This is a genomic window from Paramicrobacterium humi (assembly GCF_900105715.1).
GTDB classification, from domain to species: Bacteria; Actinomycetota; Actinomycetes; order Actinomycetales; family Microbacteriaceae; genus Paramicrobacterium; species Paramicrobacterium humi.
Genome location: NZ_FNRY01000001.1, coordinates 1,064,150 through 1,089,941, shown reverse-complemented (window position 1 = coordinate 1,089,941; position 25,792 = coordinate 1,064,150). Strand labels below are relative to the sequence as shown.

Annotated in this window: 30 protein-coding genes; 20 read left to right on the top strand and 10 right to left on the bottom strand. The window is 63.5% G+C overall.

Features of this window, described 5'->3' with window-relative positions:
* The first annotated feature begins 18 nt into the window (after window positions 1-18).
* A complete protein-coding gene (locus BLV49_RS05520) occupies window positions 19-2,004 on the top strand; it encodes an aldo/keto reductase (protein ID WP_091181040.1) in 1,986 nt (661 codons plus the stop codon).
* 45 nt (window positions 2,005-2,049) lie between these two features.
* Window positions 2,050-4,509 carry a beta-glucosidase gene (locus tag BLV49_RS05515; protein WP_091181037.1) on the top strand — a complete coding sequence of 820 codons (2,460 nt, stop codon included), beginning with the start codon at window positions 2,050-2,052 and terminating at the stop codon, window positions 4,507-4,509.
* A gap of 982 nt (window positions 4,510-5,491) precedes the next feature.
* Here the strand turns inward: BLV49_RS05515 and BLV49_RS05510 are convergent.
* A complete protein-coding gene (locus tag BLV49_RS05510; RefSeq protein WP_091181034.1) occupies window positions 5,492-5,677 on the bottom strand; it encodes a hypothetical protein in 186 nt (61 codons plus the stop codon).
* 259 nt (window positions 5,678-5,936) lie between these two features.
* Between BLV49_RS05510 and BLV49_RS05505 the strand changes: the two genes are divergently transcribed.
* The 4 genes from BLV49_RS05505 to BLV49_RS05490 all read left to right on the top strand — a co-directional run bounded on the left by BLV49_RS05505 (window position 5,937) and on the right by BLV49_RS05490 (window position 7,842).
* Window positions 5,937-6,521 (top strand): primase-like DNA-binding domain-containing protein, encoded by a 585-nt coding sequence (locus tag BLV49_RS05505; RefSeq protein ID WP_091181032.1) that lies wholly within the window; start codon window positions 5,937-5,939, stop codon window positions 6,519-6,521.
* Between the two features lie 114 nt (window positions 6,522-6,635).
* A complete protein-coding gene (locus tag BLV49_RS05500; RefSeq protein WP_091181029.1) occupies window positions 6,636-6,932 on the top strand; it encodes a hypothetical protein in 297 nt (98 codons plus the stop codon).
* A 75-nt stretch (window positions 6,933-7,007) separates the two neighbouring features.
* The gene (locus BLV49_RS05495; RefSeq protein WP_091181023.1) at window positions 7,008-7,427 is read left to right on the top strand and encodes a hypothetical protein; all 420 of its coding nucleotides are present in this window, start codon (window positions 7,008-7,010) and stop codon (window positions 7,425-7,427) included.
* Window positions 7,420-7,842 (top strand): hypothetical protein, encoded by a 423-nt coding sequence (locus BLV49_RS05490; RefSeq protein ID WP_091181019.1) that lies wholly within the window; start codon window positions 7,420-7,422, stop codon window positions 7,840-7,842. The genes BLV49_RS05495 and BLV49_RS05490 overlap by 8 nt, the downstream gene beginning before the upstream one ends.
* A 26-nt stretch (window positions 7,843-7,868) precedes the next feature.
* On the opposite strand, the gene BLV49_RS05485 is transcribed toward BLV49_RS05490, so the two are convergent.
* Window positions 7,869-8,084 (bottom strand): hypothetical protein, encoded by a 216-nt coding sequence (locus tag BLV49_RS05485; protein ID WP_091181015.1) that lies wholly within the window; start codon window positions 8,082-8,084, stop codon window positions 7,869-7,871.
* Window positions 8,085-8,193: 109 nt separating this feature from the next.
* Entirely contained in the window at window positions 8,194-8,352 is a 159-nt protein-coding gene (locus BLV49_RS16860) for a hypothetical protein (protein ID WP_176980733.1), read from the bottom strand.
* A gap of 173 nt (window positions 8,353-8,525) precedes the next feature.
* Here BLV49_RS16860 and BLV49_RS05480 point away from each other — a divergent pair, with 173 nt between their 5' ends.
* From BLV49_RS05480 to BLV49_RS05430, 12 genes are all read left to right on the top strand, one after another.
* A complete protein-coding gene (locus BLV49_RS05480) occupies window positions 8,526-9,194 on the top strand; it encodes a helix-turn-helix domain-containing protein (RefSeq protein ID WP_176980732.1) in 669 nt (222 codons plus the stop codon).
* Complete coding sequence (locus BLV49_RS05475; RefSeq protein ID WP_091181008.1) at window positions 9,191-10,162, top strand: hypothetical protein; 972 nt, start codon at window positions 9,191-9,193, stop codon at window positions 10,160-10,162. Before BLV49_RS05480 ends, BLV49_RS05475 begins: the two co-directional genes overlap by 4 nt.
* 100 nt (window positions 10,163-10,262) lie before the next feature.
* Window positions 10,263-10,736, top strand: a complete 474-nt coding sequence (locus BLV49_RS05470; protein ID WP_091181003.1) for a hypothetical protein — start codon at window positions 10,263-10,265, stop codon at window positions 10,734-10,736.
* The gene (locus BLV49_RS05465; RefSeq protein ID WP_091181000.1) at window positions 10,733-10,930 is read left to right on the top strand and encodes a hypothetical protein; all 198 of its coding nucleotides are present in this window, start codon (window positions 10,733-10,735) and stop codon (window positions 10,928-10,930) included. The genes BLV49_RS05470 and BLV49_RS05465 overlap by 4 nt, the downstream gene beginning before the upstream one ends.
* 123 nt (window positions 10,931-11,053) lie before the next feature.
* Window positions 11,054-12,274: a Fic family protein gene (locus BLV49_RS05460; protein ID WP_091180997.1), complete on the top strand. Its 1,221-nt coding sequence runs from the start codon at window positions 11,054-11,056 to the stop codon at window positions 12,272-12,274.
* Between the two features lie 22 nt (window positions 12,275-12,296).
* Entirely contained in the window at window positions 12,297-12,584 is a 288-nt protein-coding gene (locus BLV49_RS16695) for a hypothetical protein (protein WP_176980731.1), read from the top strand.
* A gap of 772 nt (window positions 12,585-13,356) precedes the next feature.
* Window positions 13,357-14,982: a translation initiation factor IF-2 N-terminal domain-containing protein gene (locus BLV49_RS17470; protein WP_091180994.1), complete on the top strand. Its 1,626-nt coding sequence runs from the start codon at window positions 13,357-13,359 to the stop codon at window positions 14,980-14,982.
* Window positions 14,983-15,089: 107 nt separating this feature from the next.
* The gene (locus tag BLV49_RS05450; RefSeq protein WP_091180990.1) at window positions 15,090-15,317 is read left to right on the top strand and encodes a hypothetical protein; all 228 of its coding nucleotides are present in this window, start codon (window positions 15,090-15,092) and stop codon (window positions 15,315-15,317) included.
* Window positions 15,318-15,352: 35 nt separating this feature from the next.
* Window positions 15,353-15,565, top strand: a complete 213-nt coding sequence (locus BLV49_RS05445; RefSeq protein ID WP_091180987.1) for a hypothetical protein — start codon at window positions 15,353-15,355, stop codon at window positions 15,563-15,565.
* A 227-nt stretch (window positions 15,566-15,792) separates the two neighbouring features.
* Window positions 15,793-16,506, top strand: coding sequence for an RNA polymerase sigma factor sigma-70 region 4 domain-containing protein (locus tag BLV49_RS05440; protein ID WP_091180985.1), 714 nt, complete (start codon window positions 15,793-15,795; stop codon window positions 16,504-16,506).
* Window positions 16,503-17,207, top strand: coding sequence for a hypothetical protein (locus BLV49_RS05435; protein WP_091180982.1), 705 nt, complete (start codon window positions 16,503-16,505; stop codon window positions 17,205-17,207). The genes BLV49_RS05440 and BLV49_RS05435 overlap by 4 nt, the downstream gene beginning before the upstream one ends.
* Window positions 17,208-17,268: 61 nt before the next feature.
* Window positions 17,269-17,676: a hypothetical protein gene (locus BLV49_RS05430; protein WP_091180979.1), complete on the top strand. Its 408-nt coding sequence runs from the start codon at window positions 17,269-17,271 to the stop codon at window positions 17,674-17,676.
* A gap of 46 nt (window positions 17,677-17,722) precedes the next feature.
* Here the strand turns inward: BLV49_RS05430 and BLV49_RS16855 are convergent, their stop codons facing one another.
* From BLV49_RS16855 to BLV49_RS05420, 4 genes are read right to left on the bottom strand one after another with little or no spacing between them, the layout of a single operon-like run.
* On the bottom strand, window positions 17,723-17,872 hold the full coding sequence (locus BLV49_RS16855; protein WP_176980730.1) for a hypothetical protein: 150 nt from the start codon (window positions 17,870-17,872) through the stop codon (window positions 17,723-17,725).
* On the bottom strand, window positions 17,869-18,105 hold the full coding sequence (locus tag BLV49_RS16690; RefSeq protein ID WP_143033969.1) for a hypothetical protein: 237 nt from the start codon (window positions 18,103-18,105) through the stop codon (window positions 17,869-17,871). The genes BLV49_RS16855 and BLV49_RS16690 overlap by 4 nt, the downstream gene beginning before the upstream one ends.
* Window positions 18,106-18,163: 58 nt before the next feature.
* The gene (locus tag BLV49_RS05425) at window positions 18,164-19,210 is read right to left on the bottom strand and encodes a PDDEXK nuclease domain-containing protein (protein ID WP_091180976.1); all 1,047 of its coding nucleotides are present in this window, start codon (window positions 19,208-19,210) and stop codon (window positions 18,164-18,166) included.
* Window positions 19,210-19,515: a hypothetical protein gene (locus BLV49_RS05420; protein ID WP_091180973.1), complete on the bottom strand. Its 306-nt coding sequence runs from the start codon at window positions 19,513-19,515 to the stop codon at window positions 19,210-19,212. Before BLV49_RS05420 ends, BLV49_RS05425 begins: the two co-directional genes overlap by 1 nt.
* A 113-nt stretch (window positions 19,516-19,628) precedes the next feature.
* Here BLV49_RS05420 and BLV49_RS05415 point away from each other — a divergent pair, with 113 nt between their 5' ends.
* Window positions 19,629-19,880 (top strand): hypothetical protein, encoded by a 252-nt coding sequence (locus BLV49_RS05415; RefSeq protein ID WP_091180970.1) that lies wholly within the window; start codon window positions 19,629-19,631, stop codon window positions 19,878-19,880.
* Window positions 19,881-20,079: 199 nt separating this feature from the next.
* On the top strand, window positions 20,080-20,973 hold the full coding sequence (locus BLV49_RS05410) for a hypothetical protein (protein ID WP_143033968.1): 894 nt from the start codon (window positions 20,080-20,082) through the stop codon (window positions 20,971-20,973).
* A gap of 1,540 nt (window positions 20,974-22,513) precedes the next feature.
* Here the strand turns inward: BLV49_RS05410 and BLV49_RS05405 are convergent.
* From BLV49_RS05405 to BLV49_RS05395, 3 genes are read right to left on the bottom strand one after another with little or no spacing between them, the layout of a single operon-like run.
* Complete coding sequence (locus tag BLV49_RS05405; protein ID WP_091180965.1) at window positions 22,514-23,953, bottom strand: aldehyde dehydrogenase (NADP(+)); 1,440 nt, start codon at window positions 23,951-23,953, stop codon at window positions 22,514-22,516.
* Between the two features lie 10 nt (window positions 23,954-23,963).
* Entirely contained in the window at window positions 23,964-24,416 is a 453-nt protein-coding gene (locus tag BLV49_RS05400; RefSeq protein WP_091180961.1) for a MaoC family dehydratase, read from the bottom strand.
* The gene (locus tag BLV49_RS05395) at window positions 24,413-25,789 is read right to left on the bottom strand and encodes an MFS transporter (RefSeq protein ID WP_091180958.1); all 1,377 of its coding nucleotides are present in this window, start codon (window positions 25,787-25,789) and stop codon (window positions 24,413-24,415) included. The genes BLV49_RS05400 and BLV49_RS05395 overlap by 4 nt, the downstream gene beginning before the upstream one ends.
* Window positions 25,790-25,792 lie beyond the last annotated feature (3 nt).

The following is a 25,792-nucleotide window of genomic DNA, read 5'->3' as shown; positions in this document are numbered from 1 at the left end:
GAGCACGAAGGAGACAAAATGGACGAGACCGGGAAACTGCGATGGGGGATCATCGGGCTAGGCGAGATCGCGGGAACGTTCGCTGAGGCGCTGAAGACTAGCTCCAAAGGCGCGCTGGTGGCGGTTGCCAGCTCAGATGCGGGCCGCGCCCGGGACTTCGCGAACAACCACCTCGCACGAGCGCACATCAGCTACGAGGCGCTCCTTGCCGATCCCGAGATCGACGCGGTTTACATAGCTACGGCGCACACGGACCACGCAGAATGGGCCATCAAAGCGCTGGAGGCCGGGAAACACGTCCTTTGTGAGAAGCCGTTGTCTCCCCACCCCGCTACCACCATGGCCATGATCGAGTGTGCCCGCCGCGAGGGAAGAGTCCTCGTTGAAGGTTACATGTATCGCTTTCACCCGCAGATCCAGCAGATGCTCGAGATGATCGCGAAAGGAGCGATCGGAAACGTACGACATGTCAAAGCGACGTATACGTTCAACGCCGATAGATCAGTAGCTCGTCTATACGATTCCGAACGAGCAGGCGGAGCAATTCTTGATGTCGGAGGTTACCCGATCTCCCTCGCTATGGAGGTCGTTGCAGGCGCGAACGGTCGTGCAGGCGCGTTCACCGAGCCTCGCGAGATACTCGCAACGGCGGAACTCTCTGACGAGGGAGTGGATCTGGTTACAACAGCTCACGCCGATTTCCCCGATGGCATCACTGTGCATCTGCGCGCTGGCATCGCCGTACAGCAGGAGCATCACGTTCGCATCACAGGGTCCACTGGATTTATCGAGCTCAAGCAGCCCTGGGCGCCGGCTCCAAGCGAGGCCGCCGAAATCTTGCTGAGTGTGGCTGGAGAAGAGCCGCATAGCGTCGAGGTGCGCTCGGCGAACTCGTACGCCCTTGAAGCAGACGCCTTTGCCGATCTCGTTCGCTCTGGAAAGACGAATAATGACTGGGCGCAGAATTCGATCGCGATAGCGCGCACGCAGTTCCGCTGGCGCACTGCGGCAGGAGTGGCCTATCCGTTCGAGTGTCGCCATGCCGACGTTCGGCCGACCCGCGGCGGGCGATTGAAGAAAAGATCATCGCGGATGAGATACGGGACGATCCCCGAAAGCGATAAGCGCATCTCTCGCCTCGTCATGGGATGCGACAATCAACCCGATCTCATACACGGGAGCGTGATGTGGGACGACTTCTTCGAACACGGCGGCAACGCCTTCGATACTGCGTATGAGTACAACGACAGGCTGCAGGAGAAGCTCCTCGGCCAATGGATGGCCAATCGAGGCGTTAGGGAGGACGCGTTTGTCATCGGTAAGGGGGCCCACACCCCCTACTGCACACCAGAAGATCTCGAAGCCCAGCTGCTCGAAACGCTTGAGGACCTGCAGACGGATTACCTCGACATGTACTTCATGCACCGAGACAACGCGGACATCCCAGTGGGCGAATTTGTCGACGTGCTCGACCGCTATTACCAGTCGGGAACAATCCGCGCGTTCGGTGGGTCGAACTGGAGCCGCCGGCGTTTCGAAGAGGCAAACGCTTATGCACGTGCCGGTGGCAAACAGCCGATGACCGCGCTCAGCAATCACTTCGGCCTCGCGGAAGCGATAGAACTGCCCTGGGCAGGATGTGAGCACGTGACGGACGATGCTTCGAAGCGTTGGCTGAGCGACGAACAGATCCCGGTATTTGCGTGGGCATCGCAAGCTCGAGGATTCTTCGCCCGTGCCGACCGGAACAACACGTCGGACCCGGAACTTGTGCGCTGTTTTTACAGCGAGGAGAACTTCGAACGATTGGACCGCTGCCGCAAGCTTGCGGTTGAGCTCGGTGTTATGTCGACTGCAGTCGCGCTCGCATATGTGCTTCACCAACAGTTCCCGACATTCGCGCTATTTGGCCCCCGTACGCTCTCGGAAGCCACTTCGTCGATGGACGCTGTCGGAATTGAGCTATCACCAGAACAGGTTGCGTGGCTCGACCTCCGCGATTGACGAACACTAAATCGCGTCATCACAGCTCAAGCCAGGAAGAGTTTCATGACTGACAACAACGAGGATCAGCGCTCGCATCGCATCGAACTGACAGCCGCAGACCTCACGCTCGAAGAACGACTGTCATTGACCTCGGGTGATGGCCCGTGGACGACACCGGCAGTTCCACGCGTCGGACTTTCATCGATCAAAATGACGGATGGTTCCAACGGCGCTCGGGGCGACTCCTTCCACGGGTCGACGTCCGTGTGCTTCCCGTCTGGATCTTCCGTTGGGGCCACATGGAACACGGAACTGGCATATGAGCTTGCGACTCTTCTCGCCAAGGAGTGCCGCCGAAAGCAATCAGACGTATTGCTGGGTCCGACTATCAACCTGCACCGGTATCCCCTGGCAGGGCGAAATTTCGAGTGCTACGGCGAAGACCCCTTCCACGCCGGAGCGCTTGCTCGCTCCGTTGTGCGTGGACTTCAGGACGGTGGTGTCGCTGCCGTCCCGAAGCATCTCGTCGTGAACGATTCCGAGATCGAACGCGAAAGTGTCAACGTGCAGGTTGCGGAACGGCCGCTTCGTGAGGTCTATCTCCTCCCGTTTGAGATGGCAGTTCGTGACGGTCGTTCCTGGGCCGTCATGTCTGCATACAACAAGCTCAACGGGACACATTGTTCTGCCAACCACCGTCTGCTTTCGGGAATCCTGAAGGACGAATGGGACTTCGACGGCGTCGTAATCTCTGACTGGGGCGGCGTGGACTCTTCTGTCGACGCGGCAAACGCCGGTCTTGACATCGAAATGCCAGGACCGCCGGACTATTTCGGTCATCACTTGGAAGAGCGCATTCATGATGGCACTGTTGCCGACGCGACGGTGTCCGATAAAGCGAACCGGGTCATCAAGCTGGCGCGCCGCGTCGGTGCGTTCGATCGTACTCCCGGCGCGGAAACATCCGTCGACGATCCCGCGGATCGCGAATTGGTCCGGCACGCCGCCATCGAGGGTATGGTTCTGCTATCGAACGACGGCATCCTTCCGCTGAAACGGTCGGAACTGAGGCGCCTCGCCGTCGTCGGCCCCAAGGCTGCTCTAACAGCGATCCAGGGCGGAGGGTCGTCCCTCGTCAACCCAGCACACGAAGTCAACGTGCTCGACGGAATCAAAGCCGCAGCGGGGCACAAGATCGAAGTTCTGCACGCAGAGGGCGGCTCCATCTCACGATTCGCACCGGTGTTGACGCGTTCCGTTCTCACCAGTGTCGACGGTCATTCCGGGGCAACGCTCGAGTACTTCCGCAGGGGAGAACTAGTCCGCACGGAAACGGTCAGCAAACTGGAGCTGACATGGATCGGAGCGCCTCTCCCAGAAGTCCCAATGGCCGAGACATCGGTGCGAGCCACGGCAGACCTCATTGTGCCGGCTACTGGGGAGTACACTTTCGGAATGGTCAGTGCAGGCCATGCAGTGGCCACGATCGATGGAGAGATCATTCTCGACTCGGACGATGCTGAAGGCGGCGGACCGCACTTTTTCGGCAGGGGTTCCGCTGAGACGTTGCATTCGCTACACCTAGAGTCCGGTAAGAGATATCGCGTGGTCGTCGATCTCGAGACACGGACCGAGAAGTCCGCGACAGCCGGTGTCATTCTTGGCATGCACGCGCCCCAGGCGGACGACCCGATGGCGGAAGCAGTTGCTCTCTCCGAAGATGCAGATGCCGCTGTCGTCGTCGTCGGTACCGGCGGCGAGTATGAGATGGAAGGCGGCGACCGCCCAAGCATGGAGCTGCCGGGCCAGCAAGCCGAGCTGGTAAGACGCGTGATCGCATGCAACCCGCGCACTATCGTGCTCGTAAACGCCGGGGCAGCGGTAGATCTCACTCCTGCAGACGGGGCCGCTGCCCAGATGTTTATCGGGTATGCCGGTCAGGAGATCGGTGCAGCTGTTGGTGACGTCCTCTTCGGCGATGCAGATCCAGGTGGTCGCCTTCCATTCTCCATCCCACGACGAATCGAAGACGCCGTTGAGCTCGGCTACGAGGGCGATGGCGGCGCAGGCTGGTCCGGGTCCGGAGGAACATTCACCTATGCGGATGAAGGGCGCATCGGTTACCGCCACCATGAGCATTCAGGGGTGCCAGCGCTTTACCCCTTCGGCCACGGATTGTCTTACGGCGAGGTGCAGATCAAGAACGTTCAAATGCAGCAGAATCGCCAAGGAGCGCTCGTGACTGCGGAACTCGTGAATTCCGGCACCCGCGCGGCGACGGCGGTCGTGCAGATCTACCTGAAGCTGGCCGATGGTGACGAGCCTCGGAAACTTGTCGCATTCTCTAAACACAAAGTGGCCGAGGGAGACCGTCTACCCATCGAGATTCCTATTGAGCCCCGTTCGTTTCGACAGTGGTCGACCAATGCCGGCCGGTGGGAGCATGTGGCAGGGTCATACCGTGTCGATGTGGCAGTGTCTTCAAACGACACAGTTGTATCGAGAGAACTCAATATCCGGTAGGTTGCCGACGGTTCGGCGCATTCACGCGGACACCTTTCACGAGGTCGTCTAGGGCGAGATCCGGCAGCTGGCTGCCTCAGGCGAAGGCGCCCGAAGCTGCTGCATGCCGAGGCACACCACGTGGTGGACGACACGTAGTCGATGCTCGTGTGCAATAAAGAGATTGACTGGCTCAAGGAGCTAGCTCGGCCAGCCAGAGAGCGTTCGCCGCGCATGGGCCGAAGACCCCGGGCTCAGCATCAGTGAGACGAGCTTCGCCGATGAAGTCGGTGATCCGCAAGACCCGAGTGTCGTCACGATTCGCGACAACGGGCTCACGGAGGTCGCCCCGGGTACGCCAACTGCCCGGGTCTACCTCGAGTAGCTCGTCAGGGCTCGAGTGCCGGCGATAGCATCCGGTAGGACGATCCACGGCCCTGGAACCACCGCGAACGAGCAAATGTACCCGTTTCGCTGGTACGCCGTGCTGAACGCGAAAACACCCGGTCAAGGCCAATATCGCACGGCCGCACCACAGCGCCCGCGCCTCCGTGTAACCGGCAGCAAATCGCAAACGGGTACTTGCGAATTGCTCGCTGACCGGGGATAGCTGTGCACAATCAGGCAAATGTTCCCGATGTACCGGTGTTTCCGCTAAACCCTATGCGTGTGCGCGCATGCGCGCACACGTGTGGAGTTTCTGACTTTTGCTGGTACATCGGGTACATCTCTCTCTATTTCTCTCTACTTCATTGAAATATCAAGCAAGAAGGCCCGCAGCGGCGTACCCTTTCGCAAAATCCACCGGTTACACAAAATCCACGCCTGAGCTTCAGAAAACAATGCTCACCAGCACTTCTTGCCCTCTGAGCAGGAAAAGCGAAACGGGTACATCCGGTGGTACATTTCGCTGATTTCCCCCTCAAGACTGCGCTGAGCACCCCTGAATGGGTGTCAACTGCGCTGCTCGTGGGCAGCTGCAACCCTTATCGAGCTGCCCTGCTCAGAGCTCTTCGGTGAACGGGTCGACCATCGAATGCGCGCCGTGCTCAGGGCACGAGAACGCGACGCGGACGCTGCTGCCCGTATCGATCACCTCAGGAGCACAGTCTCTGCCGCACACCGGACAAGTCCTGTAGCTGTCGTCCTCGGGCATGAGGCCGTCGAGGGGGTCGTCATGCTGTGCCATCTCTCGATCGCCTCCTGCGCTTCCTCGCGTGCACACGTCGAGAGTAGCGGGTGCGCGGCTATCCGTGCCCCGAAACCATTGCATTTATTGCAATGAAAGGCTCTGCGCTCGCGCCTCGAGCATCACCGGCCTTCCGTTCCGGTGCTGCAGCCGGCACAGCCGGCACGGGTGGTGTCCGGGACTGCGCTGTGCGCTCTCCAGCCCTGTGCTGCCCAGCTGAACCCAGCCCACTGTTCGTTCTCAACGAAGGAGAAGAGAAGTGCCTCTAGACCAGAAGACCCTCACCACCGCTCTCGTTCACCTGAGCCGAATCGACGTCGACCGCCCGGTCGGATTCGACGACCTCGTGAGCCTGAACACCGCCCGCGAAGCCGTGAACGATCTGTTCGACTCCTACGTCGACGAGCTGCGAGCCAATCCCGAGTCGACGCCGCTCTGGTCGGCGATCAGCTCTGCTCTGGAGCTGGAAGACCCAGCCCGAGCTGCTGTGGCTTCACGAGCTGCCAACAGCACATCCTCGCAGTCGCGCGACTCGCGCCGTGTGGCGATGTTCTGGAAGACCTTCGAGCCCGAATTCGCCTGGGACTTCCTGCCCGGAACGTTCCTGCACGAGCTCTACCGGCACTGGATGCGGAAGCGCTACCCGCGCGAGGTGCCGGTCTCCCGGCACACGCTCACGCGCCGGCTGAAAGAGATCACCGAGCGCACCGGCGACTGGGGCTACAGCCGCTCCCGTCCCGGCTCGCTGATGAACACTCCGGAGCCGCTTGCTGAGCAGCTCCCCGGCTGGTCGCCCGCGACCTCTGACGCGGCGATCTACGGCCTGAGGCGCCGCTGCGTCTGAGCACCAGGCTCCTCGGCCACCACCTCGAATCCTCCATTCCCCAATAGCAGCATCAATCAACGATCAGAGCCGTCGCGGCATCGCGTGCGGTCAATGCTTCAGTTAGGTCCAACCATGATTCTCATCTTCCGTATCTTCGGCGTGATCGCCGCGCTCATCGCTCTAATGCAATTCTTCAAGGTCCCTGGCGAGTGGGAAGCAGGCGACGGCTTTGGCAGCATCTTGCGCTTGACCTGGTCCATCGGCTGGACGATCTTCTGGTTCTGGCTCGCTCACTCGCGCGCCGAGGACCAGCGCCAGAAGCTCGCCTTCCTGCTCTCGCAGCCGTGCATGCAGTGCGGCTCGGAGGCCTCCATCGGATACCGAGTCTGCGGCAGCTGCGGCCGCGTCAAGCATCCTGAGTTGCGGTAGCCAAGGCAACCGCCCCAGCGTATACTGAGTACGTGACGTACGTGGAGTACGCACGGTACTGGAAAGGCCGAGATCATGTCGCTTGTCGCGGACTACCCGAACTACACGCAGGCGCGAACGCATCTCAAGGACGTGTTCGACGATGCCAAGCGCGGCCGCACCGTCACGCTCCAGCGGGACAACGACGTTGTCGCGGTCACTGCTGTGGATCGTCTCCGGGACTACTTCGCGCGTACCGTGTCGTCTCGGGTGTCTGTGACCCGCGAGGACGGCATCGTGATCGCGACGATGGAGGGCCGGCCGTTTGCATCGGAAGGCGCCACGATCACGGATGCGCTCGACGAGCTCGTCGAGGCACTGCGCGAGTACGCCGAGGACTGGGACGAGCGGCTGCAGTACGCGCCGAACCACCGCGATGCCTGGGGTCTCGTGCAGCTGGTGCGGCTGTCGTCGGACGAGCAGCTGAAGGACTGGATGTCGGCCGGAGGTGAGTAAGCACCCGCCTGGCACCAAGAAGGACCTCGACGCGTTCTGCGAGATCGAGGGCTGGGTTCTCGTCCGGACCGCGCGCGCTCAGAAGATCCGCCACCACAAGACGTGGGAACTCACTCTGTGGAACGGCGACATACTGCGCACGAGGATCTCGCGCCCCGTCAACGGGGAGACGTACTCGCAAGCGCTCTGGAAGCACATCCTGCGCGATCAGCTTCAGGTAACAGAGGATGAGTTCTGGGCGTGTGTCAAAGACAGCGTGAAGCCTGATCGCGGCGAGCCTGAGGCACCGCGCCCCAAGAAGTCTGTGCCGCTTTTCCTGGTCAAGCAGCTCACCGGCCTCGGCGTGCCCGAGGATGAGATCCTCGAACTGGACGCCAAGGGTGCCGCTGAGCTGCTCGCGAAGCTGTTGTCCTGAGCGTGCGGTAGAACCGATCCCCTGCCCTACCCACCGTCCAGCAAGCCGAGCTCATGGCTGGCCTGCAGCGCCCGGCACTGCACCGGGCTCAGATGCTCGGCGGCCAACTGCAGGTCCTCGACGGTGACGTTCCACGGGAAGCCGTCACCGAGGTAGGCGATCTGCTCGACGGGCAGCTTGTGGAGAAGGTAGTCCGCCTTGGTGCGGGCACACCAGAGCGCGGAGTCATGATCGGGCGTCATGGTGCTCCTCGGGTAGGGAGGCTCCCTATCTAACGCTCCGAGCCGGAGAAGCCACCAGACCCCGTGCTGGGGGTAAGTGCGCGAGCCCGCCGAGGGGCTTGAACTCCACCTACTCCGGCTCAGGCGCCTGCTCGGACTCGTGCGCTTCGCCGTTCCACCTGCCGTCCGAGAGGTACCGCAGATAAGCGGCGAAGACATCGGGAGTGATCTCGCCCTCTTGCGGCTCGTACGAGGCCTGGAACTCTTCCCAGCTCATCTTGTCGCTCATGCTCCATGACTACGCCGGCAACCCGGGTCGCGCAAGCTGCTGGACTCGCCGCTGCTATCACTCTGCGGCCGGGAACTGAAGAAACATCCCGTCCGGCATCAGCTGACCTTCGCGTGGTTGCAAATATGGAATCACGAGAGGAGGATTGCGTCATGGACAGTGCAGCAGAGCTCGTGCGCACGGCGCGTCGCTATCGCCGGCTCACCCAGAAGGAGCTCGCCCGAATCTCTGGCGTCTCCGCGGCCACGCTCTCACGCATAGAGAGTGGCCAGGTAGATCCTGCCTACGGCACCGTGGTGAAGCTCCTGCGCACGCTCGGTTTCAAGCCCGGACCGGATCTTCTCGAGCAGTCCACCGACGATCAGATTCTGGCCGCGATCCTCGTCGACCCCTCTCTCAACGAGCGCTTCGATGTCTACCGCGTCGCCGCCCAGGTCTCACCTGTCGCAGCACGAGTGGGCGCGAGAGCGGTGACTGCCGATCTCGGCGAGATGGCTGAGCTTCTGGAGAGCAGCGGCACCACGTACGCGTTCTCGGCGCTGGAAGGCTTCTACGGAGGCTGGAGTGAGCGCGGCCCGCAGTCGTTCTGGCCTGTGGTCTACATCGACGCCGGCTTCGAGCAGCCGTGGCACACACAGCCCATGCAGGGCGCACGGGGCACGGTATACACGTTGCCTCTGACCGAGAATGCCTCGCGCTTCGTCGAGCGAGTGAACACGCTCTCTGTGATGAGTCCAGACTGGTCGATCATCGACACCATCGCTTCCCCAGATCGCCAGTCAGACGTGGGGCTCGACCTGCTCGAAGCAATTGGCAACGCAGAAAAGAGACCAGCGGCATGACCGAGAAAGAGAACGTGCGCCCTCCACGAGGAAGCATACGCCGGGCACCCGCAGGAGGGTTCGTCCAGGATCTCGCCGACGACGCCGAAAGCGCGCGACTCTCGCGCCGGCTCCTCATAGATACGATCCGCCACCTGGAACCGTTCCGCGAGTCGCTCACCGTGATCGGCGCGCACGCTGTGTTCGCCCGGGTGCAGAGCGCTATTCCTGAGATGGAGATGCAGTCGACCAAGGACGCCGACCTCGCGGTGAACCCCGAGTTCGTCGCCAGCGAACCAGCGATCCGCGACCTGATGGCGGCAGCCGGTCTCGAACCTGCGCATCCTGATCGCCCGGGCATCTACGGCTACACGAGCGAATCGGGGACCAGGCAGGTCGAGCGCACGACGATCGACCTGATCGTTCCCGAGGCCTACGCAGGTGCAGGCCGGCGCGCTGCTCGCATCGCCGGGCAGAAGAATGCTGCCACGAAGGCCGAGGGCATCGAGCTCGCGCTTTACGACAGGTCGCCGATGGGGCTGCTGCCATTGCCCGGGGACCCGGATCAAGAATCCACCGAGATCATGGTGGCCGGGCACGCAGCACTGCTGGTCGCCAAGGCGTACAAGATCCGCGACCGGATCAAGCAGTACGACGACCGGCCTTATCGCCTGCGCGCGAAGGACTCGACCGACGTGGGATTGCTCATGCTGACCAGCGATCCGTTCGACGTAGCCGAGACCATGCACCGCATCTGTGCAGAGAGAACTGAGCTCGGCGGCATGGGCAAGGTCGCCGCAAACGTGATCGTGTCGGAATATCTGCGCGATGAAAGCGGCCTCGTCCGGTTGCCGATGCTCAGGCGACTCGAACAACTCGCCGGCCAAGACGCTTCCACAAAGGTCAACAGCTGGCTCCAAGACTTCGACGACGCATCAAGCGGGTGGCGCTCCGCGCAAGCCGACACCTCTCGACCGGGGACTGATTAGCTGGTGCTTCCCGCCAGGAACACATCACGTCGTAGTCATCGGGGCCCGATACGACCACCGAGCACCGCCACTACCACGAGATATCTCAGATAGATCCAACATGAGCACGAAGCGTCGCCTCCCCATCCCGACAGCGAAAGAGCAGCTCAACCGACAACCTGACGCGCCGCATCACGGCACAGCTGCTTCTCTCGCGCTCGAGGTCGCAAAGCAGGTGCGCCAACTCCAGGAGGATGACCTCCGCGGACGCGAGCTTGTCGCCCGGGTCATGATCCACGCCGTGCTGAGCTTCCCGGACAGTCACCTCTCCGATCTCGTGCGAGAACCGGCGAGCACCGGTGATCCGCGTTGGGATGCGCTCCTGCAAGGGCTTATCGCCTGGCGCTGCCAGAGCGCCGATGTGCCCGTAGCTACGCCTGCATGGGCACGTGAGGCTCGTCTCGATGAGGCATGGGCCCCGTTCGGCGGCTCGATCCGCGACGACGGCTGGTACACCTTGTCGGTTCTCGCCACGCCCGCCGCGCTACTGCATCGCGGAATCGTACTGGAGCGCTCAAACCTGAAGGAGCTTTGATAGCCGGCAGCAAAGACCTCGGCGCCGACGACATCCGGCGCCTCCTGCACAAGCTCGACGATGTGCTCACCGAACGCAGTCAGAGTGCCGTGCTGTATGTCGTGGGCGGAGCGAACATGGCTCTCGCGGTGAGCGACCGGCGATCAACAACGGACGTGGACGCGCACTGGGACAAGGTATGGGTCGCTCAGTGATCCCGCAGCACTATTCGGTGCGATGCCAAGCCCGAGGCATCAGACACGCCTGTTCCACTGACCGCTTATAAGTTCCCCATTTATACCAAAGGCTATGTCACTAGCCTTTGGTAAGCTTTCCTCATGACCACGGGTAACGAAGAGCGCGAGCGCGGCAAGCTGGCGCCCGGCTGGCCCGAGATCAGCTACGAACCGTATCCGTGGGTGCGAACCGGTGACGAGGTCGCCTCCCGCCGGGCCCTGCTCCAGGCTCGAGGCGACTACAGCGCTGCTGTTCCTGCGCTCATTGCCGACGCACAGGTTGCCCTCAGCGCCGAGGCGATTGCTCTGGCAGATGACGCGAGCCAGGAGCTCGCCCGGTTCGATGCCGAAGCCGGAACGGTCACTGCACCCTTTGCCTCGATCCTGCTTCGCACCGAGTCTGCGTCCAGCTCGGAGGTCGAGAACCTCACCTCGAGTGCCAAGCAGGTCGCCCTCGCCGAGATCGGCGAGTCCCGCTCCGACAACGCGCGCCTTGTCGTGGCAAACGTCAACGCCATGAAGGCCGCGATCGCGTTGTCCGACCGACTGGACGACACGTCGATCCTCGCCATGCACGACGCACTGCTGCGCGATACTGCGCCCCAGTATGTCGGCCACTGGCGCGAGGAACAGGTCTGGATCGGCGGCGGAGGTATTTCCCCTCACGCTGCGACCTTCGTTCCCCCGCATCACACTCGAGTGCCCGGGCTCATCGCAGACATGCTCGCGTTCGCCGGCCGCACCGATGTGCCGGTGCTCATCCAGGCCGCGATCGCGCACGCGCAGTTCGAGACCATCCACCCCTTCCCCGACGGCAACGGCCGGACCGGCCGTGCGCTCTTACAGGGCATGCTCCACCACGGACGGCTCACCCGCAACGTCACCGTGCCCGTCTCAGCAGGACTCCTGCACGACCTCGACGCGTACTTCAGCGCGCTGACCGAGTACCGAGCCGGGCGACCAGAGGCCATCGTCACCGCGGTGGCAGAGGCTTCTTTCGCCGCCATTCAGCACAGCCGCGCTCTCGTCACAGACATCAGGGCCACAGCGAAGCGCTGGGACAGCCAGGTCGTGGCTCGAAGCGACTCGTCCGTGCACCGGCTCAAGGCGTATCTGTTGCGCCAGCCGGTCGTGAACACGAGGACCGTCGCGGCAGAGCTTGAGATCAGCGAGGTTGCCGCGCAGAACGCGATCGACAAACTGGTCGACGCCACGGTTCTCACGCAGACGAGCACAGCGCGCCGCAACCGCACCTGGCAGGCGCCGGAGATCCTCGCTGCACTCGATGCGTTCGGCGCGCGGGCCAGACGCGGCCGCGGCTGAAACCGGCGCTTGCATGCGCGACATGATCAGCCACGATAAACGAAGGACAACCATGACTACATCAGTCGAACGTATGAACGCGCCGGCTGTGATCGGTCTGTCGTTGTGCCTCGCCGCCTATGCAATCAGCTTTGTGCCAGTGGTCGGCTATTGGCTGTCGTGGCCGCCGCTCGCGGTTGGGGTTGCATGCACTGTGCTCGCGTTGTCGCGGCGTAGTCGTGGTGGGCGCGGCTCATGGTGCGCCTGGGGCGCGCTCGCTGTGGTTGTGCTCGTGCTATTCGTGCCGGGCGTTGTCGTGTTGTCCTGGTGATCCGAACGAGGTCACGGAGAAGCAACTCGTCGAGGAGCGCTCGGCGAACCAGACGCTACGCGAGACGCTCAACGCTCTGATCGCGCGGATTCCTGCCGCTACTGACAAAGAGAAGTAGCATCGGGAACCTGATTATCAGCGAAGCCCGATTCGCCGAATTGCCTCCGGAGCGGCACAGATCGCCGCAAGATCAATGGTTTCCTCTGTCGGACTGGACAGAGCGGTTGCAGCGGAGTCTTCTCGTAAGGGGCTGCCGGCACCATATTGCCCCAGCATGGTCAGCTTTTGGTCAACCTCAGAGGGGTCCGCTCCGGCCGCTGCGGCCCTCTCCTGCTCGTTGAGCACAAACTCGGTCCAACGTTCACAAAGAGCGCCCGCGGCTGTGATTGATCCGGTGTACGTGCCAGCCGTCGAGAATAGGTTCAGAGCCAACGCTACTCCCGCTACGACTATTGACACCAGAGAAATCCCTACAGACCACCAGTTCGCCGTAGTCATTACTTTCGACCTCCTGCACGATCTAGTGGCTTGCAATTTTGACACAACCTCGCATACAGCGCTCTCACCGAGCGCGTCTATTCCTCGTCCGCTATGACCGTCCTCCCATAGGCAGCATGCTCGGCACGGTTACCGGGCAGAAGCTGCAGTCGCTCGTTGAGCGAGTGGGGCTGCTCGTCGGCGCGGTCACGGAACTAAGACCCCCCCTTGTGCGGGGGCCCAGTCGTCAGTACCTCTCGCTAGGGTCTGAAGGGACAGACAGGAAGGGATCGCAATGGCCGCGAAGCCACGCGTGTATGAGGTCGCAGCAGAGCTGGGGATCGACGCGAAAGTCGCGCTCAGGATGCTCAAAGACATGGGCGAATTCGTGAAGGGCCCGAGCTCCACGCTTCAGCCGCCTGTCGCGAGGAAGCTCAAGACGGCCGTGCAGGCTGGAACAAGACCACTCGGAGGCGCTGCGAGCAACGCAAGTGCGGCCATGAAGATGCCGAGACTGCCTGAGTCACAGACGCCGCGCGTGTTCGAGTTCGCCAATCAGCACGGCCAGGGTACGAACCGGGTGCTGCGTGTGCTTCATGATCTCGGGTTTCCCGACCTCAGAGAGACCTCTCGACTGCCGCCGCAGGCGCTTCGCCGGCTGAGCCGAGCGCTGGGGGTTGGTCCGGTGCCGGACGATGCCCCCGCGGAACCCAGTCTCCGATCCCGTGCGCAAGCTCGCGTTGCCCAGAATGCGGCGCGCGCGGGGAGAATGTACCGCCTCCGCGGTCTCGCTCGCGAGCGGTTCCGTGAACAGCTCACAGCGTTGATCCCCGACGTCTACGCGACGTTGAATGAGGGTCGTACCGAAGCCACGGCGCCGGTTCTCATCTTGTGCAGCCAGAACGACGGCACATCTCATACGACCCATGAGCTTCGCACGGTCGATGGCCTGCCGGCGGCAAGCATCGATACCGCCACTGTGTCCAGAGCTCTCCAGCCCATTCGAGATCTCTACGCCTCGTACAAGGCCAACGGCGACGTTCCGCCCTCCTTGTACATGGCAGTGGATTTCGATGCCGGTCACGCATGGATCGCTCGCTCGCTCACAACCCTGGGGCGGCGCGACCGCGCCGTCAACGCTGCGACCCTCGCCCCGGTACCACCGAAATGGCGACCCCCGATGCTTGCATCCAAGGGCTTCGTGGTTGATGCGAAGGCCGCTTCAGAGCTTGCTCGAACTGTCGGCGCTGCGGCGGATCGACCCGAGGAGACGTTCCTCATCAGCGATGACCTGCTGCGTCTGGCCGTCGACAGCCTCAATACCGCACCGCAGCTGCTGCCTTTGCCGGTGCACACCAACGCGCTGTGGGTGTTCGCTCGTCCCGTGGTCATGACGCTCCCGGACGGGATGGTGCGAGGCGTTCGTGCCATCTGGTTCAGGCAAGGCGGCACGATGTGGCGGCTTCGCACCTACGCAGGCAGCACGACGGAGATCAAGCAAGTGGGTGTTCAACTCTCCGGGCGGGTGCCTTTCGTTCCCTCGTGGGAAGAAGAGCACCCTGAGCAACAGGTTCTCGCTGCTGTCTGGGCTCTTATGACCCAAGGTGGTGTGACCGAATCCAGCGGCGAGCCGCTGGGACGTCACCTGGGGGACGCTGTGCCTGCGTCTCCCCGCGGTGCTCTCACCGTCGTCGACGTGAAACCGGGGACCTCGCATGCTGAGTTCTACGGGGGCACTCGTCATTCTGAGTCCGAACGACCAGCCTGGTCGGTGCGAGGTCACTGGCGCCGGCAACCATACCCTTCGCTCGGCTTGGACGAGAACGGCCGGCCACGGACGCAGATGATCTGGATCGCGACCTATACGAAGGGATCTCCCCACGCCGACCCGGCACCCAAGAAGGTGCTCCGCGTCGGGTAGATCGTCAAAGAGATTGTTTCCCGGAACCTTCCGGTATGAAGCGGTCGGAATTCAACGATGCGATCCAAGCTGCAAGCTCCGGTGGGCAGATCCGATAGCGTGCTCTTATGGCAAGATGCACCGAGTGCGGCACGCTCTTCGATATCGACGATGCACGCGACGACTACAACGCGGAGTTCAACGGCGAGCTGGACTACGACGAAGACTTCGTCGGCACAAAGTGCGGCAATTGCGCGATATCGCAGTCCGCGTCCGAGATCAACGTCGGCGCCGCCATCGACATGATGAACGGCGAGATTGAGTATGATGCCGACCACGTGGAGAAGTACCTGTAAGCCACCAGTTCTAACCCGTTTCCCGAGGAGATTTCATGCGTTTTCCTGACGTCGACTGGTCGTGCGATGAGTGCTTCACGTATCTCAATGAACAGCCCGGCTTCACAGACGAGAACGGCTCTTGGACGTGCACCAGCTGCGGGCACGAGTGCGCTGTCACCGCGGATAACATCCTGTCCGAAGAGGCGGTGGAGCGCGCCGAGCAGTGGCTGAGCAACTTTGACCCGAACAACTACCCCCAGCCCTGACGGGTCCAGGTATGAAGCGCTCCCAGCTCGAGCACGCCATTCGAGCTTGGGCGTGTCGGTCGTGCTCCAGACCCCTGGGCGTGGATCGACCGTCAGTACGCGGGCCCCAACCGCTGGGATGATGCTACTGGCATCTTCTGCACGAGCAACTTGCCGGTATCGGGCCATGTGCCGTAGCAATCCGCCCTAACGCCCACTAGACTAGTTAGCAAGCGTTAGGAGGACAAATGCCGAACACGATTGCACCCGGTGCACGCAACGGCAAGAAGGCTTCCCTGCGACAAAAGACCGAGGGATCGGTCACCTACGAAGCCTACGGTTTTGATCATGACGTGATCGACACGGACACCGAGGACGGAGTAGCGCTTTGTGAGCAGCTCGCTCTGCTCCATAGCAAGTTCCCCAACTCGGACCTGATCGACGTGCTTCAGGGTTTCAACGATGCAGTCGGCAAGGAAGAGGATCCTCGCCACACGTCGCTGACAGAGGCAGAGATCTCTGCTCTTCGCGAGGCCGGTTCTCTCGTCGAGGCTGCCGACGCGCTACCGATCAAGGAGCGGCCGAGCGTGCGGACCGCGCTGAGAGAGCAGCAGCTTCTCACAGAGTCGTACACGACCGAAGAGGTCGCAGACCTGCTCGGCGTCTCGGCGAGCAGGGTGCGTCAGCGCAGCGGGGAGAGGTCGCTCTACACGCTGCACGGAACCCACAGAGCCCTGCGCTTCCCGCGGTTCCAATTCACCGACCACGGCGAGCTGCCGGGCTGGGGAGAGGTCAGCAGAGTTCTTCCCGAGTCGGTGAGCCCCGTTGCCGTCGAGTACTTCCTCACGCACACGCACCCGGATCTGGCAGATGGAGAACTCTCGCCCGCCGCGTGGCTCGCCGCAGGCCGGACAGCCGACCCCGTCGTGGCTCTTGCCGAGCAGGCGTTCACGATTCAATGAGCGCGTTGCCCGCGCCCGACTCGAGTAGGTTCCCGACTTCGCTCAGCAACGGCGACGTGCGCACGTTACCCGCTGGCACAACCTTCGGCCGCATCTACGATGCCGGTGGGGCGCATCCGTCGCGCTGGCATGAGTTCCGCCGGTTCGGTCCGACGGGAAGCCGCTTCGATCACCATCCCGAGCCCTCGGGCGTCCACCCGGATTACGGGGTGACGTACGTGGTGCCTCAGATATCTGTCCAACCTGCTGCCCAGACGCAGCAGGTGCTCCTGATATGCCTTGCTGAGTGCTTCAGCGACCGAGGCGTCATCGAGAGAGGCGGCGGCAGTCCTGGCAGCACTCAGCCATATTTCACTCTCTTCAGCTCGGTCCGCGACGTGCAGCTCCTCGACCTCGTGGACTCGTCGTGGTTGGTCAATGCTGGAGGCAACGACACGATCAACACCGGGAACCGTGCAGAATCTCGACCCTGGGCTCGTGCTATTCACGCGAGCTACACCGACGTCGATGGCGTGTTCTACACGCCCCGCACGATTGCAGCCCGGAAAGACCTGCCCCCGGCGCGCGCTGTCGCGCTCTGGGAACGAGCGGAGGATGCTCTTCCGCCCAGTCCTACCGTGAACATCGCGCTCAGCTCACCGGGGCTCACCGTGACGCTGGAGGCGTTCGCGAAGAAGTTGAAACTGGGACTGGCAGGATGACTGCGGCGACGATTTCGTTACAAAGACCCGAGGCTCTCATACACTGACACCCAGAAGAACCATGCCAGCCCTCATCCCCACTAAGCGCATCTCCTCGGAGATCCGCAACCATCTCCTCGCCGGCGACCAGGCCGCAGCTCTTCGCGATGCCGTCGAGATCGCGGGGCGGATCAGAGCGCTCGGCACGATGCCGACTGAGGGTCTTCCTGCGTGGGCGACCGCGAAACCGCCGAGCACGGGAAGCGCTCGCTGGGACACCATTCTCGCCACGGGCATCGCATTCGCGATCGAACAGATCGGCGGCCGGCCGGAACCGTGGATGGAAGCGGTGGCGCCTTTGGATGAGCTGTCGACGCTCAGCGGCTACGAGCCCGGTGATCTGCTCCGAGAGCGACTGCTTGCTGAGACGCCGGCTCGGTTCCTCGGTATAAGAATCCTCTGCCGAGATCGGGACTGGACGATCGCATAATGAGTATCGCCACATGGAAGCTGGCGATATCAGGGGCAGCGCCGGGTCAGGATGCTTTCGCCAGGTCCTTGATCCACTGGGGAGTGTCCACCTTACGCGCCTGATCCGCGTTGACGCGGATGCGAGCAGCGATACGACGCTCAGCCTCGGTTGGCACACGACGACCGGAGCGGTTCTCGCTCTGTGACTTGTTCATGCCGAGCCTCCTGTCTTGCCTCGTGTACGTCGAATATCTCTCAACCGGCGGAGCTTTGTCCATAACGATGCACTTGTCTCGCGCACGCGCGGAGCGCCCGGCTCTTTGCCAAAGCGGCGAACATAGATCTTGCGCAGCTGCTGGAGCTGTTCGCGCTCAAGCTCGCTGATCGGCTCAGCCTTGCCCTCGGCGATGCGGCGCTGCAGACCGCTCGGCTGCTTCACCTTGCCCACGGGAACCACCTCCTCCGGCTACTTCACGCTCCCTGCAGGGAACCTGCTCCCCAGTGTTTCAAGATCCGGCCTCCGCCTCAATGCCCCGCGCCAGCTCATCCGCGAATGCCCGGGTGATCGCATCCTCATCCGGCAGAGCCTTCTGCGCCTCCTCGCCGAGCTCGTACCGGCTGACGGCCACCGGCTGCGTCGTCGACGCGAGCGCGTACCGCACCACGGTGTCGTTCTTGCCGGCGACGAGAAGGATGCCCACCGTCGGTTGGTGCTTGTCGTGTATGCGTAGCCGGTCGTCGACCACGGCGACGTAGAAGCCGAGCTGTCCGGCATCTGCCGGCGTGAACTTGGTCGTCTTCAGCTCGATGACGACGTACCGCAGCTGCTCGACGTGGAAGAACAGCAGGTCGATGTAGAAGTCGTCGCCATCGATGTCGAAGTGCACCTGGCGGCCGACGAACGCGAAGCCCGGACCGAGCTCGCGCATCGTGTCCAGGATCCGGTCGACCATGCGCTGCTCGAGCTCACGCTCGGAGGCATCTCCGTCGACGGCGAGGAACTCGAGCGCATACGGGTCCTTGGTGATCTCCTGCGCCTGATCGGAGTCAGGTCGCTCGAGCGCGCCGGCGAAGTTGCTCGGCGCGGCGGCCTCGCGCTCGTGTAGCCGGGTTGCTATCTGGTGCGCGAGCATCGGCCGGCTCCAGCCGTGGTGCACGTCCTTCGCGGCGTACCAGTCGCGCAGGTCTTGGTCGTCGAGCTTGTCAAGCAGCTCGATCACGTGGCCCCAGGGCAATTGTCCAACGGGTCGTTGGACAATTGCCTCCGAGTCGGGCCACGCCTCGGCGAAGCTGCGCATGTAGAAGAGATTCGCGCGAGAGAACCCCTTCATCGAGGGGAACTCGGCCCGGAGGTCTGTGGCAAGGTGCTCGAGCACCTTCGTTCCCCAGCCCTGAGCCGCTTGGCGTTCCAGGATGGTCCGGCCGATGCCCCACCACAGCCGCAACAGCTCGGTGTTCGCCTTTCGCTGCACCCGCAGACGTGCGGCATGCACTTGCTGCTTGAGCTCCTCGAGCGTGGCTGTGTAGTCGTCGGGGATCAGGTCTGTCGCCATCACTCCACCGTAGAGGCGCGGACCGACAATCTCGCGAGCTGCTGCGGACGGTTCGGGGCGGTCGCCCGCCCCGATAGGGGCACGCTGACGTTCACCGGTGCATCGTGCAGCTCGAGGAACTCGACGTACATCGCCATCGACGTGTTCTCGTGCGCGGGCTGAATCGCAGCGTCTCCTGTGCCGGCGCCGACTCTGAGCTCGATGAGAGCGAGCGAGTCAGGGAAGGCCACGAAGACGTTGGCGCGATCCCCGAACGCTTCCACGCGCTTGATGACCGTCGTGAGGTCGTCGTCGGGAAGAGCCACAACGATGGGTCGCGTACCGTCGGGGCGATGACAGAGATCACCCGGGTCGATGACCACATGCCGTCCCGGTGATTACCCATCAGAACCAACCACACAACGAAAGGGCACTCGCCATGAGCACCGTCCACACCACCTCCACCGCCGAACCCGCCGCGTCCTTCCATACGTGGGTGCTGAGGCAAGCGAGCCGCGACGATCCCATCGGGGATCTCGCCCGCGACTACAAGACCGGCGTGGGTCTCCGCGTGCACGGGCAGGCCAGCAGCCCCGACGGACTGATCAAGATCCTCCGGAAGCAGAACGCCATTCAGAAGGCCATCGACGCCGCAGACAGGCTTCGCGCCGAGTGGGAGAGCCGTCGATGATCCGGCTGCCAGCCCTAACGCATTCAGCTCGTTTACGTGCTCAGAAGCCCCGATTTCAACTCAGCCTCATCTCACTTCAAGGGGCTGTTTTCTGGCCCCCGATAATCGCACATTATCCCGGCTATCGGCGCGAAGCCCTCCTGTTGCAGTTCCACGTGGCTGACCGAAGGGCGAGTCAGCTCGAGGCTAGTGTGGGATCATGACGCGTCACTCAGCCTTCGGTATCGCGAACGCGTTAGGAGTCGATGAGCGAGCTGCGCTCGAAGCACGCATTGTGCATGCCACACGCCAGGGCGCCGATTTGAAGAGGATCGTCGACCGCTGGGTTTCGGGTACCACATTCACTACTCGGACGTCGCTGCTCGGTCCTAACGGAACAGGCTTCAACGTGTACGTCGAAATGTCGCGCCCCCACCCGCACGACCGTTGGGCGACGATTGCGAGCAGCATGGCGCATGCATCGCGCGCTGCGCTCGACAACCTTAACGATCGCTTGTTCGCCCGTTTCGCGAACGGGTCTTACGACCGGCAACGCATCTCGTTTCCAATCACCACGAACGGACGAGAGTGGCGCAAGTGGCGGCAGGCGCACCGGGCGCTTCCGGCATGGATCATCGAACGATATGAGGCGGTTCAGCCTTGGCCGGACAAGGTCGGGCACCACTACGTAGGACTCGCCGGTCTTCAGTGGTACGACAACAAGGATAAGCATGTGTGGTTGCAGGGCATCAGCCTTGCACCAACAGAATTCATCGGTTCCGGGCAGTTCGACATCGAGGGTCTAGACCCGATTCCGGAGATCGAAGTCGACGCACATGACGTGTTCATCTCTCACGGACAGACCCGTGTCCACGTCGCGACTGTCAGCACCCAACGGCGGCTCGTGAATGTAGGCGCCATAGGGGGACAGGAGATTGTCCCGGTTCTTCATTTCCATATCGATGGCGGCGACGGAGTAGACCGCACCTACACCTTGACGGAGATGGTCGAAATTCCTAAGCGTGTTCGGTATGTCCTCGACTACGTAGACGGAAACGCTGGAGCCTTGGCTTGGTTCCAGTCAAAGCCGCGGATTGGTGACAGTTCCTCGTAACCAGCCCTGGTCCAGTTTCGCCGTTCCGCCACCAATTGACCCCAGGCGTCAACCCGCGACTTCGGGCAGCGTTCCTCCGGCGGCCGCCCCGCCACCAGTTGACCCCACAGTTCGGCTCGAGGCCTCGGTCAACGGCTCAGCCCTTCGTATTAGACTCGCCCGCGAATGGCGGACATGGGCATCGGTTCAAAGGTCATCGCGGGGATGTCGAGAACGCCGGCATTGCCTGCGAACGTCGCGATCGAAGCTGATCACTCGGCGTCCGTCCGCGTGCTCAATGTCGCCATAGACGTCCGTGCGCCCGTGGACGGGGGAGCGCCGGAAGCACCGCGTCACCTACGCGCTGGACACGCTCGCGCTGTTCTACCGGAAGGGCGAGGGCGTCAGTGGGCCACTGGAGCGAGTTTCCGGCCAGTACCGCCTGCACCTCGGGAACAGCACGCGCGGGTGATTCGTGCGTGAGCAGCAGATCTGCGCATCCACCAGCAACTGCAGCGGCTTCCATTGCCTCTGTGATGAGATCTTCCTCGAACCAGTCCTTTCCAGGGGTCCGGTAAGACTTATCCACGCTCGATGCGCCACCGAGGGAGAGTACTTCGCGGCCCGCTACCCGAAAGCGGAACGGTCGGGGCAGCAGCCAGACGGCGTCGCTCACTCGGGAGGCCCTTCCGGCGGCGGCCCACTGGCCGGGCGCAATGCGGCCCCAATCTTCATGGCTGCCGAGAGCGACAAGGACGCGATCGATGCCGGCGTTCTTAGCCCAGAAATAGCACGATGACTCCCTCGGCCGAACCGGCCGGGGAGCGGTTTCCCGCGCCGGTTCGGGCAACGTGGGGGACGCGCAGACGCAGAAGGCAGGTCGTCGACCTCGTCCTCGAACGGGCGGTCAGCCGCTACTGCTCTCCACGGCCACTTTCGGGCGCTCTTCCTCGTGCACCTCCTGCTCCGCGTCGCCGACGTCAGCCTCGGATGGAAACTCCTTCCGCGTGACAAGGCGGCCGCCCTTTGCGGCTCAAATGCGTTTGACTCGTGTTGCTCTCGCCCGCCTCTCGCTGGGACTCGTGAGCGTGTTACGCGAAGGCGACTTCACACCGGCGGGCGTGCTTCCCATCCCATCCTCGGCCGAGTTGCTCTGTTGATAGCCTTCGCGCGCGGCGCGTTCCTCGCAGGGCGCGGCGATCGTCACCGCGTACGTCATGCACCAAAAGCCAACCCTGTCCGCCTCGGCGCTGCTGATCTTGTCCAGCGCATCGCTCTACGTCGCGATGATCCTGCTTCCTCTCGACTGGCAGGACGTTCGTGCCGTTGATGGCTCGGTGCAGGTTCCAGCTTATCCCGCATGCCGGAGGTTCTCTTCCTGATGCAAGAGAACCTCCGGCGCTCGCTGCGCCATAGCGTCACCGGAGGTTCTCAAACAACAATAGGAACATCACCCTCGACGGTGTGGAAGCGGCGCTCTGAATCAACCACGCATCCCGCCCACTGGCCCAACCGACACAAGCCCGACCCGTATCAGCCTCCGCACACGGAGCGACTCGGTTTAGCCCCGCTGTGCGGGCAGTCGCAGCTCTCCGTCAACCCGCTGCGGGATCTGGAAGGGGTTGGCATCGAGCAGCGCCGGGGGCAGGATCGCCTGCGGGGCGGACTGGTAGGCGATCGGCCGCAGGAAGCGTCGGATCGCCGTCGCGCCGACGGAGGTGAACAGCGAGGTCGTCGCGGGGTAGGGTCCGCCGTGATGCTGCGCCCAGCTCACCGCAACGCCCGTCGGCCAGCCCTCGAACAGCAGGCGCCCGACCCGGGGCGCCAGCGCGGAGACGAGTTGCGCGGTCTGCTCCCCCTCGGCCGCGTGGATGGTCCCGGTCAGACTGCCGGGGACCGCGGCGATCGCCTCCCCCAGCTCCTCCTGCGACGAGTACTCGACCAGCAGCGTGAGCGGGCCGAACACCTCCTCCGTCAATCGTTGGTCCGAGATGAGCGCCGCGGCGCTCGTGCGCACGACCATCGGGCCGGGGTTCTCCCCCTCCGCCGGTGCGGCCCCCGCAACCACGGTGACGCCGGCATTACCGGCCAGTTCCTCCGCCCCCGCCACATAGGCGGCGCGGATGCGGTCGTTGAGCATGAGAGCATCCGGCGCCCCGGCGCTCCGCGCGACCCACTCGGGAAAATCATTTCCCGCGGGGATGAAGACGATCCCGGGCTTGGTGCAGAACTGCCCCATGCCCATCGTGAACGAGCCGGCCAGCCCCGCGGCCAGCTCCTCGCCCCGCTCGAGCGCCGCACGCTCCGTGATGACGACGGGATTCACTGACCCGAGCTCGCCGTAGAACGGGATCGGCTCTGGCCGCGCCGCCGCCTGGTCGAATAGTGCCCTGCCGCCGGGGATCGAACCGGTGAACGCCCCTGCCGCGATGCCGGGGTGCTGGATCAGCGCGACGCCCTCCTCACGGGAGTGGATGAGCCGGATGCTGTCGGCCGGTGCGCCGGCGCGTGCGAGCGCCTCCACAGCCAGCTCGGCCGTCCTCACCGAGAGCTCGCGGTGACCGGGGTGCGCCTTCACTATGACCGCGTTGCCTGCGGCGAGCGCGGAGGCCGTGTCGCCGCCGAGGACCGAGAAGGCGAACGGGAAGTTGCTCGCCGCCCACACCGCCACCGGCCCCAGCGGCACGAGCATGCGGCGCAGATCCGGACGCGGCGGCACGTCCGCCGGATCCTCGTGGTCGATGGTGACCTCAAGGTAGGCGCCCTCCTGGACGACCAGTGAGAACTTCCGCAGCTGCGCGGTCGTGCGCGCGAGCTCGCCGTTCAGGCGCGGCGACCCCAGATGCGTCTCGCGATCCGCAATCGATACGAGCTCCTCGGCATGCGCGTCCATCGCGTCAGCGATGGCGGCCAGCCATCCGGCGCGCACGTCGAGCGCCGAGCCCGCCCACGCGGCGGATGCGCGCACGGAATCACGGACGAGGGCATTGATGTCGATCACTTCTTCTCCTTCAGGTCGCGTTCTGCGTGGCGGGGCGACGGGTCACGGCGATGAGGTGCTCGCACACCACCGCGACCGCACCGTCGTCCCTGGTGCCGGTGTAGCGCTTGACCACCAGCCCGATCTCGGGCCGCTTGTGGTCGCGCAGATCGATCACCTCGCTGGTTGCCGTGAGGGTGTCTCCGGCCAGCAGCGGGGACGGGAATCGCAGACGGTCGTAACCGTACGCCACTCCGTGCTCGTTGCGCTCGACGGTCATGCCGACGAGCAGGCTGAAGGTCAGCGCCCCATGGGCAAGCTGCCCTCCGAAGCGCTCCGCAGCGAAGTCTAGATCGGTGTGCGCCGGATGGTTGTCCTTGCTGAGCGTGGCGAACCCGAAGATGTCCTCGGAGGTGACGGTGTACGCGGGGAACTCCTCACGCTCGCCGATCGCGTAGTCCTCGAAGTAGCGGTTCGCGCTCATGACAGGCCCACGCGCTCGGAGCCGCGGGCGGGCGTCCGTGACGAGACGGTGCGGATCGCGCCGGTCGTGTCCTCCTCGAACCGGGCGTCGTCGAGCTGATCCTCGTCGGAGCGGAAGTACTTCGAGAAGTAGACGGCGATGAAGGCGATCACGGCGTTCGCGACCATGAAGACCGCGATCAGCGCCCAGTGACCCGTGGTGGCGAAGATGGCGGTGGCGATCAGGGGAGCGGTGCCGCCCAGCAGTGCCCCGCTGACCTCGCGTGCGAACGCGACACCCGAGTAGCGGATGGCCGGCGGGAACAACTCGGCGAGGAAGGCCGCCTGCGCGGCGTAACAGGTTGCGACTCCGCCGACGAAGCACACCGCCAGCGCCAGGATGACGATCACCGGCTGCTTGGTGTCGATCAGCATGAACATGGGGAACGCCCACAGCGCGCCGAAGATCGTGCCGATCATGAACAGCCGGCGGCGTCCGATGCGGTCGCCGAGCCGCCCGAAGAACGGCATGAAGACGGCACCAGAGACGAGCACGATGGCGTTGGTCGCGAGCCCCAGCACGGCGGCGAGGCCGATGTTGTTCGTCAGGTAGCTCAGCGCCCACACCTGCGGGATGTAGGAGAACCCGGAGAGCATGAAGTTCGAGCCGAGCGCGACGGCGAGACGGCGCTTCTCAGTGCGCAGCAGCACCATCAGCGGAACGCGCTGGGCGGTCTCCGTGCCCTTGACCTTCTCGAACTGCTTGGTCTCGTCGACGCGGTGGCGGATGAAGAGGCTCACCAGCAGCAACACCAGGCTCAGCAGGAACGGGATCCGCCAGCCCCAGGTGGAGAACCCGTCACCGGTGAGCGAGAGTGTGAGCTGGAAGACGAGGAGGCCGATTGCCGATCCGATCCAGACGCCCGCTCCCGACCACGAGGCGTAGAAGCCGCGCCGTCCGGCAGGTGCCGACTCGGACGAGAGCACCACCGCTCCGGCGTACTCGGCGCCGGCGCCGAGCCCTTGGAGCACGCGCAGGAACACGAGCAGTGCGGGGGCCAACACCCCGACGACGTCGTAGCTGGGCAACAGGCCGATAAGCGCCGTGCTGATGCCCATCAGGGTCAGCGTGATCATCATGACCGGCTTGCGGCCAATCTTGTCGCCGAGGTGACCGAAGACCATGCCGCCGAAGGGCCGGGCGAAGTAGCCGACGGCGAACGTCGCGAACGACGCCATCAGCCCCACGGCCGGGTTATCGGCGTGGAAGAAGAACTGATTGAAGACGAGGGCCGCCGCCGCGCCGTACAGCGCGAAGTCGTACCATTCGACGAGGCTTCCGATGGCGGAGGCCGTGGCCGCGCGGCGCGCGCTCTTCTCTGATTCGGTATCCATAAG

Excerpts from the sequence above, each read along its gene's own strand:
- BLV49_RS05520 (WP_091181040.1), top strand. The coding sequence starts at position 19 with ATGGACGAGACCGGGAAACTGCGATGGGGGATCATCGGGCTAGGCGAG.
- BLV49_RS05450 (WP_091180990.1), top strand. The coding sequence starts at position 15,090 with ATGGCAAGATGCACCGAGTGCGGCACGCTCTTCGATATCGACGATGCA.
- BLV49_RS16695 (WP_176980731.1), top strand. The coding sequence starts at position 12,297 with ATGATCAGCCACGATAAACGAAGGACAACCATGACTACATCAGTCGAA.
- BLV49_RS05440 (WP_091180985.1), top strand. The coding sequence starts at position 15,793 with ATGCCGAACACGATTGCACCCGGTGCACGCAACGGCAAGAAGGCTTCC.
- BLV49_RS16860 (WP_176980733.1), bottom strand. The coding sequence starts at position 8,352 with ATGAGCGACAAGATGAGCTGGGAAGAGTTCCAGGCCTCGTACGAGCCG.
- BLV49_RS05515 (WP_091181037.1), top strand. The coding sequence starts at position 2,050 with ATGACTGACAACAACGAGGATCAGCGCTCGCATCGCATCGAACTGACA.
- BLV49_RS05485 (WP_091181015.1), bottom strand. The coding sequence starts at position 8,084 with ATGACGCCCGATCATGACTCCGCGCTCTGGTGTGCCCGCACCAAGGCG.
- BLV49_RS05430 (WP_091180979.1), top strand. The coding sequence starts at position 17,269 with ATGCCAGCCCTCATCCCCACTAAGCGCATCTCCTCGGAGATCCGCAAC.
- BLV49_RS05415 (WP_091180970.1), top strand. The coding sequence starts at position 19,629 with ATGAGCACCGTCCACACCACCTCCACCGCCGAACCCGCCGCGTCCTTC.
- BLV49_RS05435 (WP_091180982.1), top strand. The coding sequence starts at position 16,503 with ATGAGCGCGTTGCCCGCGCCCGACTCGAGTAGGTTCCCGACTTCGCTC.
- BLV49_RS05495 (WP_091181023.1), top strand. The coding sequence starts at position 7,008 with ATGTCGCTTGTCGCGGACTACCCGAACTACACGCAGGCGCGAACGCAT.
- BLV49_RS05445 (WP_091180987.1), top strand. The coding sequence starts at position 15,353 with ATGCGTTTTCCTGACGTCGACTGGTCGTGCGATGAGTGCTTCACGTAT.
- BLV49_RS05510 (WP_091181034.1), bottom strand. The coding sequence starts at position 5,677 with ATGGCACAGCATGACGACCCCCTCGACGGCCTCATGCCCGAGGACGAC.
- BLV49_RS16855 (WP_176980730.1), bottom strand. The coding sequence starts at position 17,872 with ATGAACAAGTCACAGAGCGAGAACCGCTCCGGTCGTCGTGTGCCAACC.
- BLV49_RS05400 (WP_091180961.1), bottom strand. The coding sequence starts at position 24,416 with ATGAGCGCGAACCGCTACTTCGAGGACTACGCGATCGGCGAGCGTGAG.
- BLV49_RS05410 (WP_143033968.1), top strand. The coding sequence starts at position 20,080 with ATGACGCGTCACTCAGCCTTCGGTATCGCGAACGCGTTAGGAGTCGAT.
- BLV49_RS05470 (WP_091181003.1), top strand. The coding sequence starts at position 10,263 with ATGAGCACGAAGCGTCGCCTCCCCATCCCGACAGCGAAAGAGCAGCTC.
- BLV49_RS05425 (WP_091180976.1), bottom strand. The coding sequence starts at position 19,210 with ATGGCGACAGACCTGATCCCCGACGACTACACAGCCACGCTCGAGGAG.
- BLV49_RS05460 (WP_091180997.1), top strand. The coding sequence starts at position 11,054 with ATGACCACGGGTAACGAAGAGCGCGAGCGCGGCAAGCTGGCGCCCGGC.
- BLV49_RS17470 (WP_091180994.1), top strand. The coding sequence starts at position 13,357 with ATGGCCGCGAAGCCACGCGTGTATGAGGTCGCAGCAGAGCTGGGGATC.
- BLV49_RS05500 (WP_091181029.1), top strand. The coding sequence starts at position 6,636 with ATGATTCTCATCTTCCGTATCTTCGGCGTGATCGCCGCGCTCATCGCT.
- BLV49_RS05395 (WP_091180958.1), bottom strand. The coding sequence starts at position 25,789 with ATGGATACCGAATCAGAGAAGAGCGCGCGCCGCGCGGCCACGGCCTCC.
- BLV49_RS05475 (WP_091181008.1), top strand. The coding sequence starts at position 9,191 with ATGACCGAGAAAGAGAACGTGCGCCCTCCACGAGGAAGCATACGCCGG.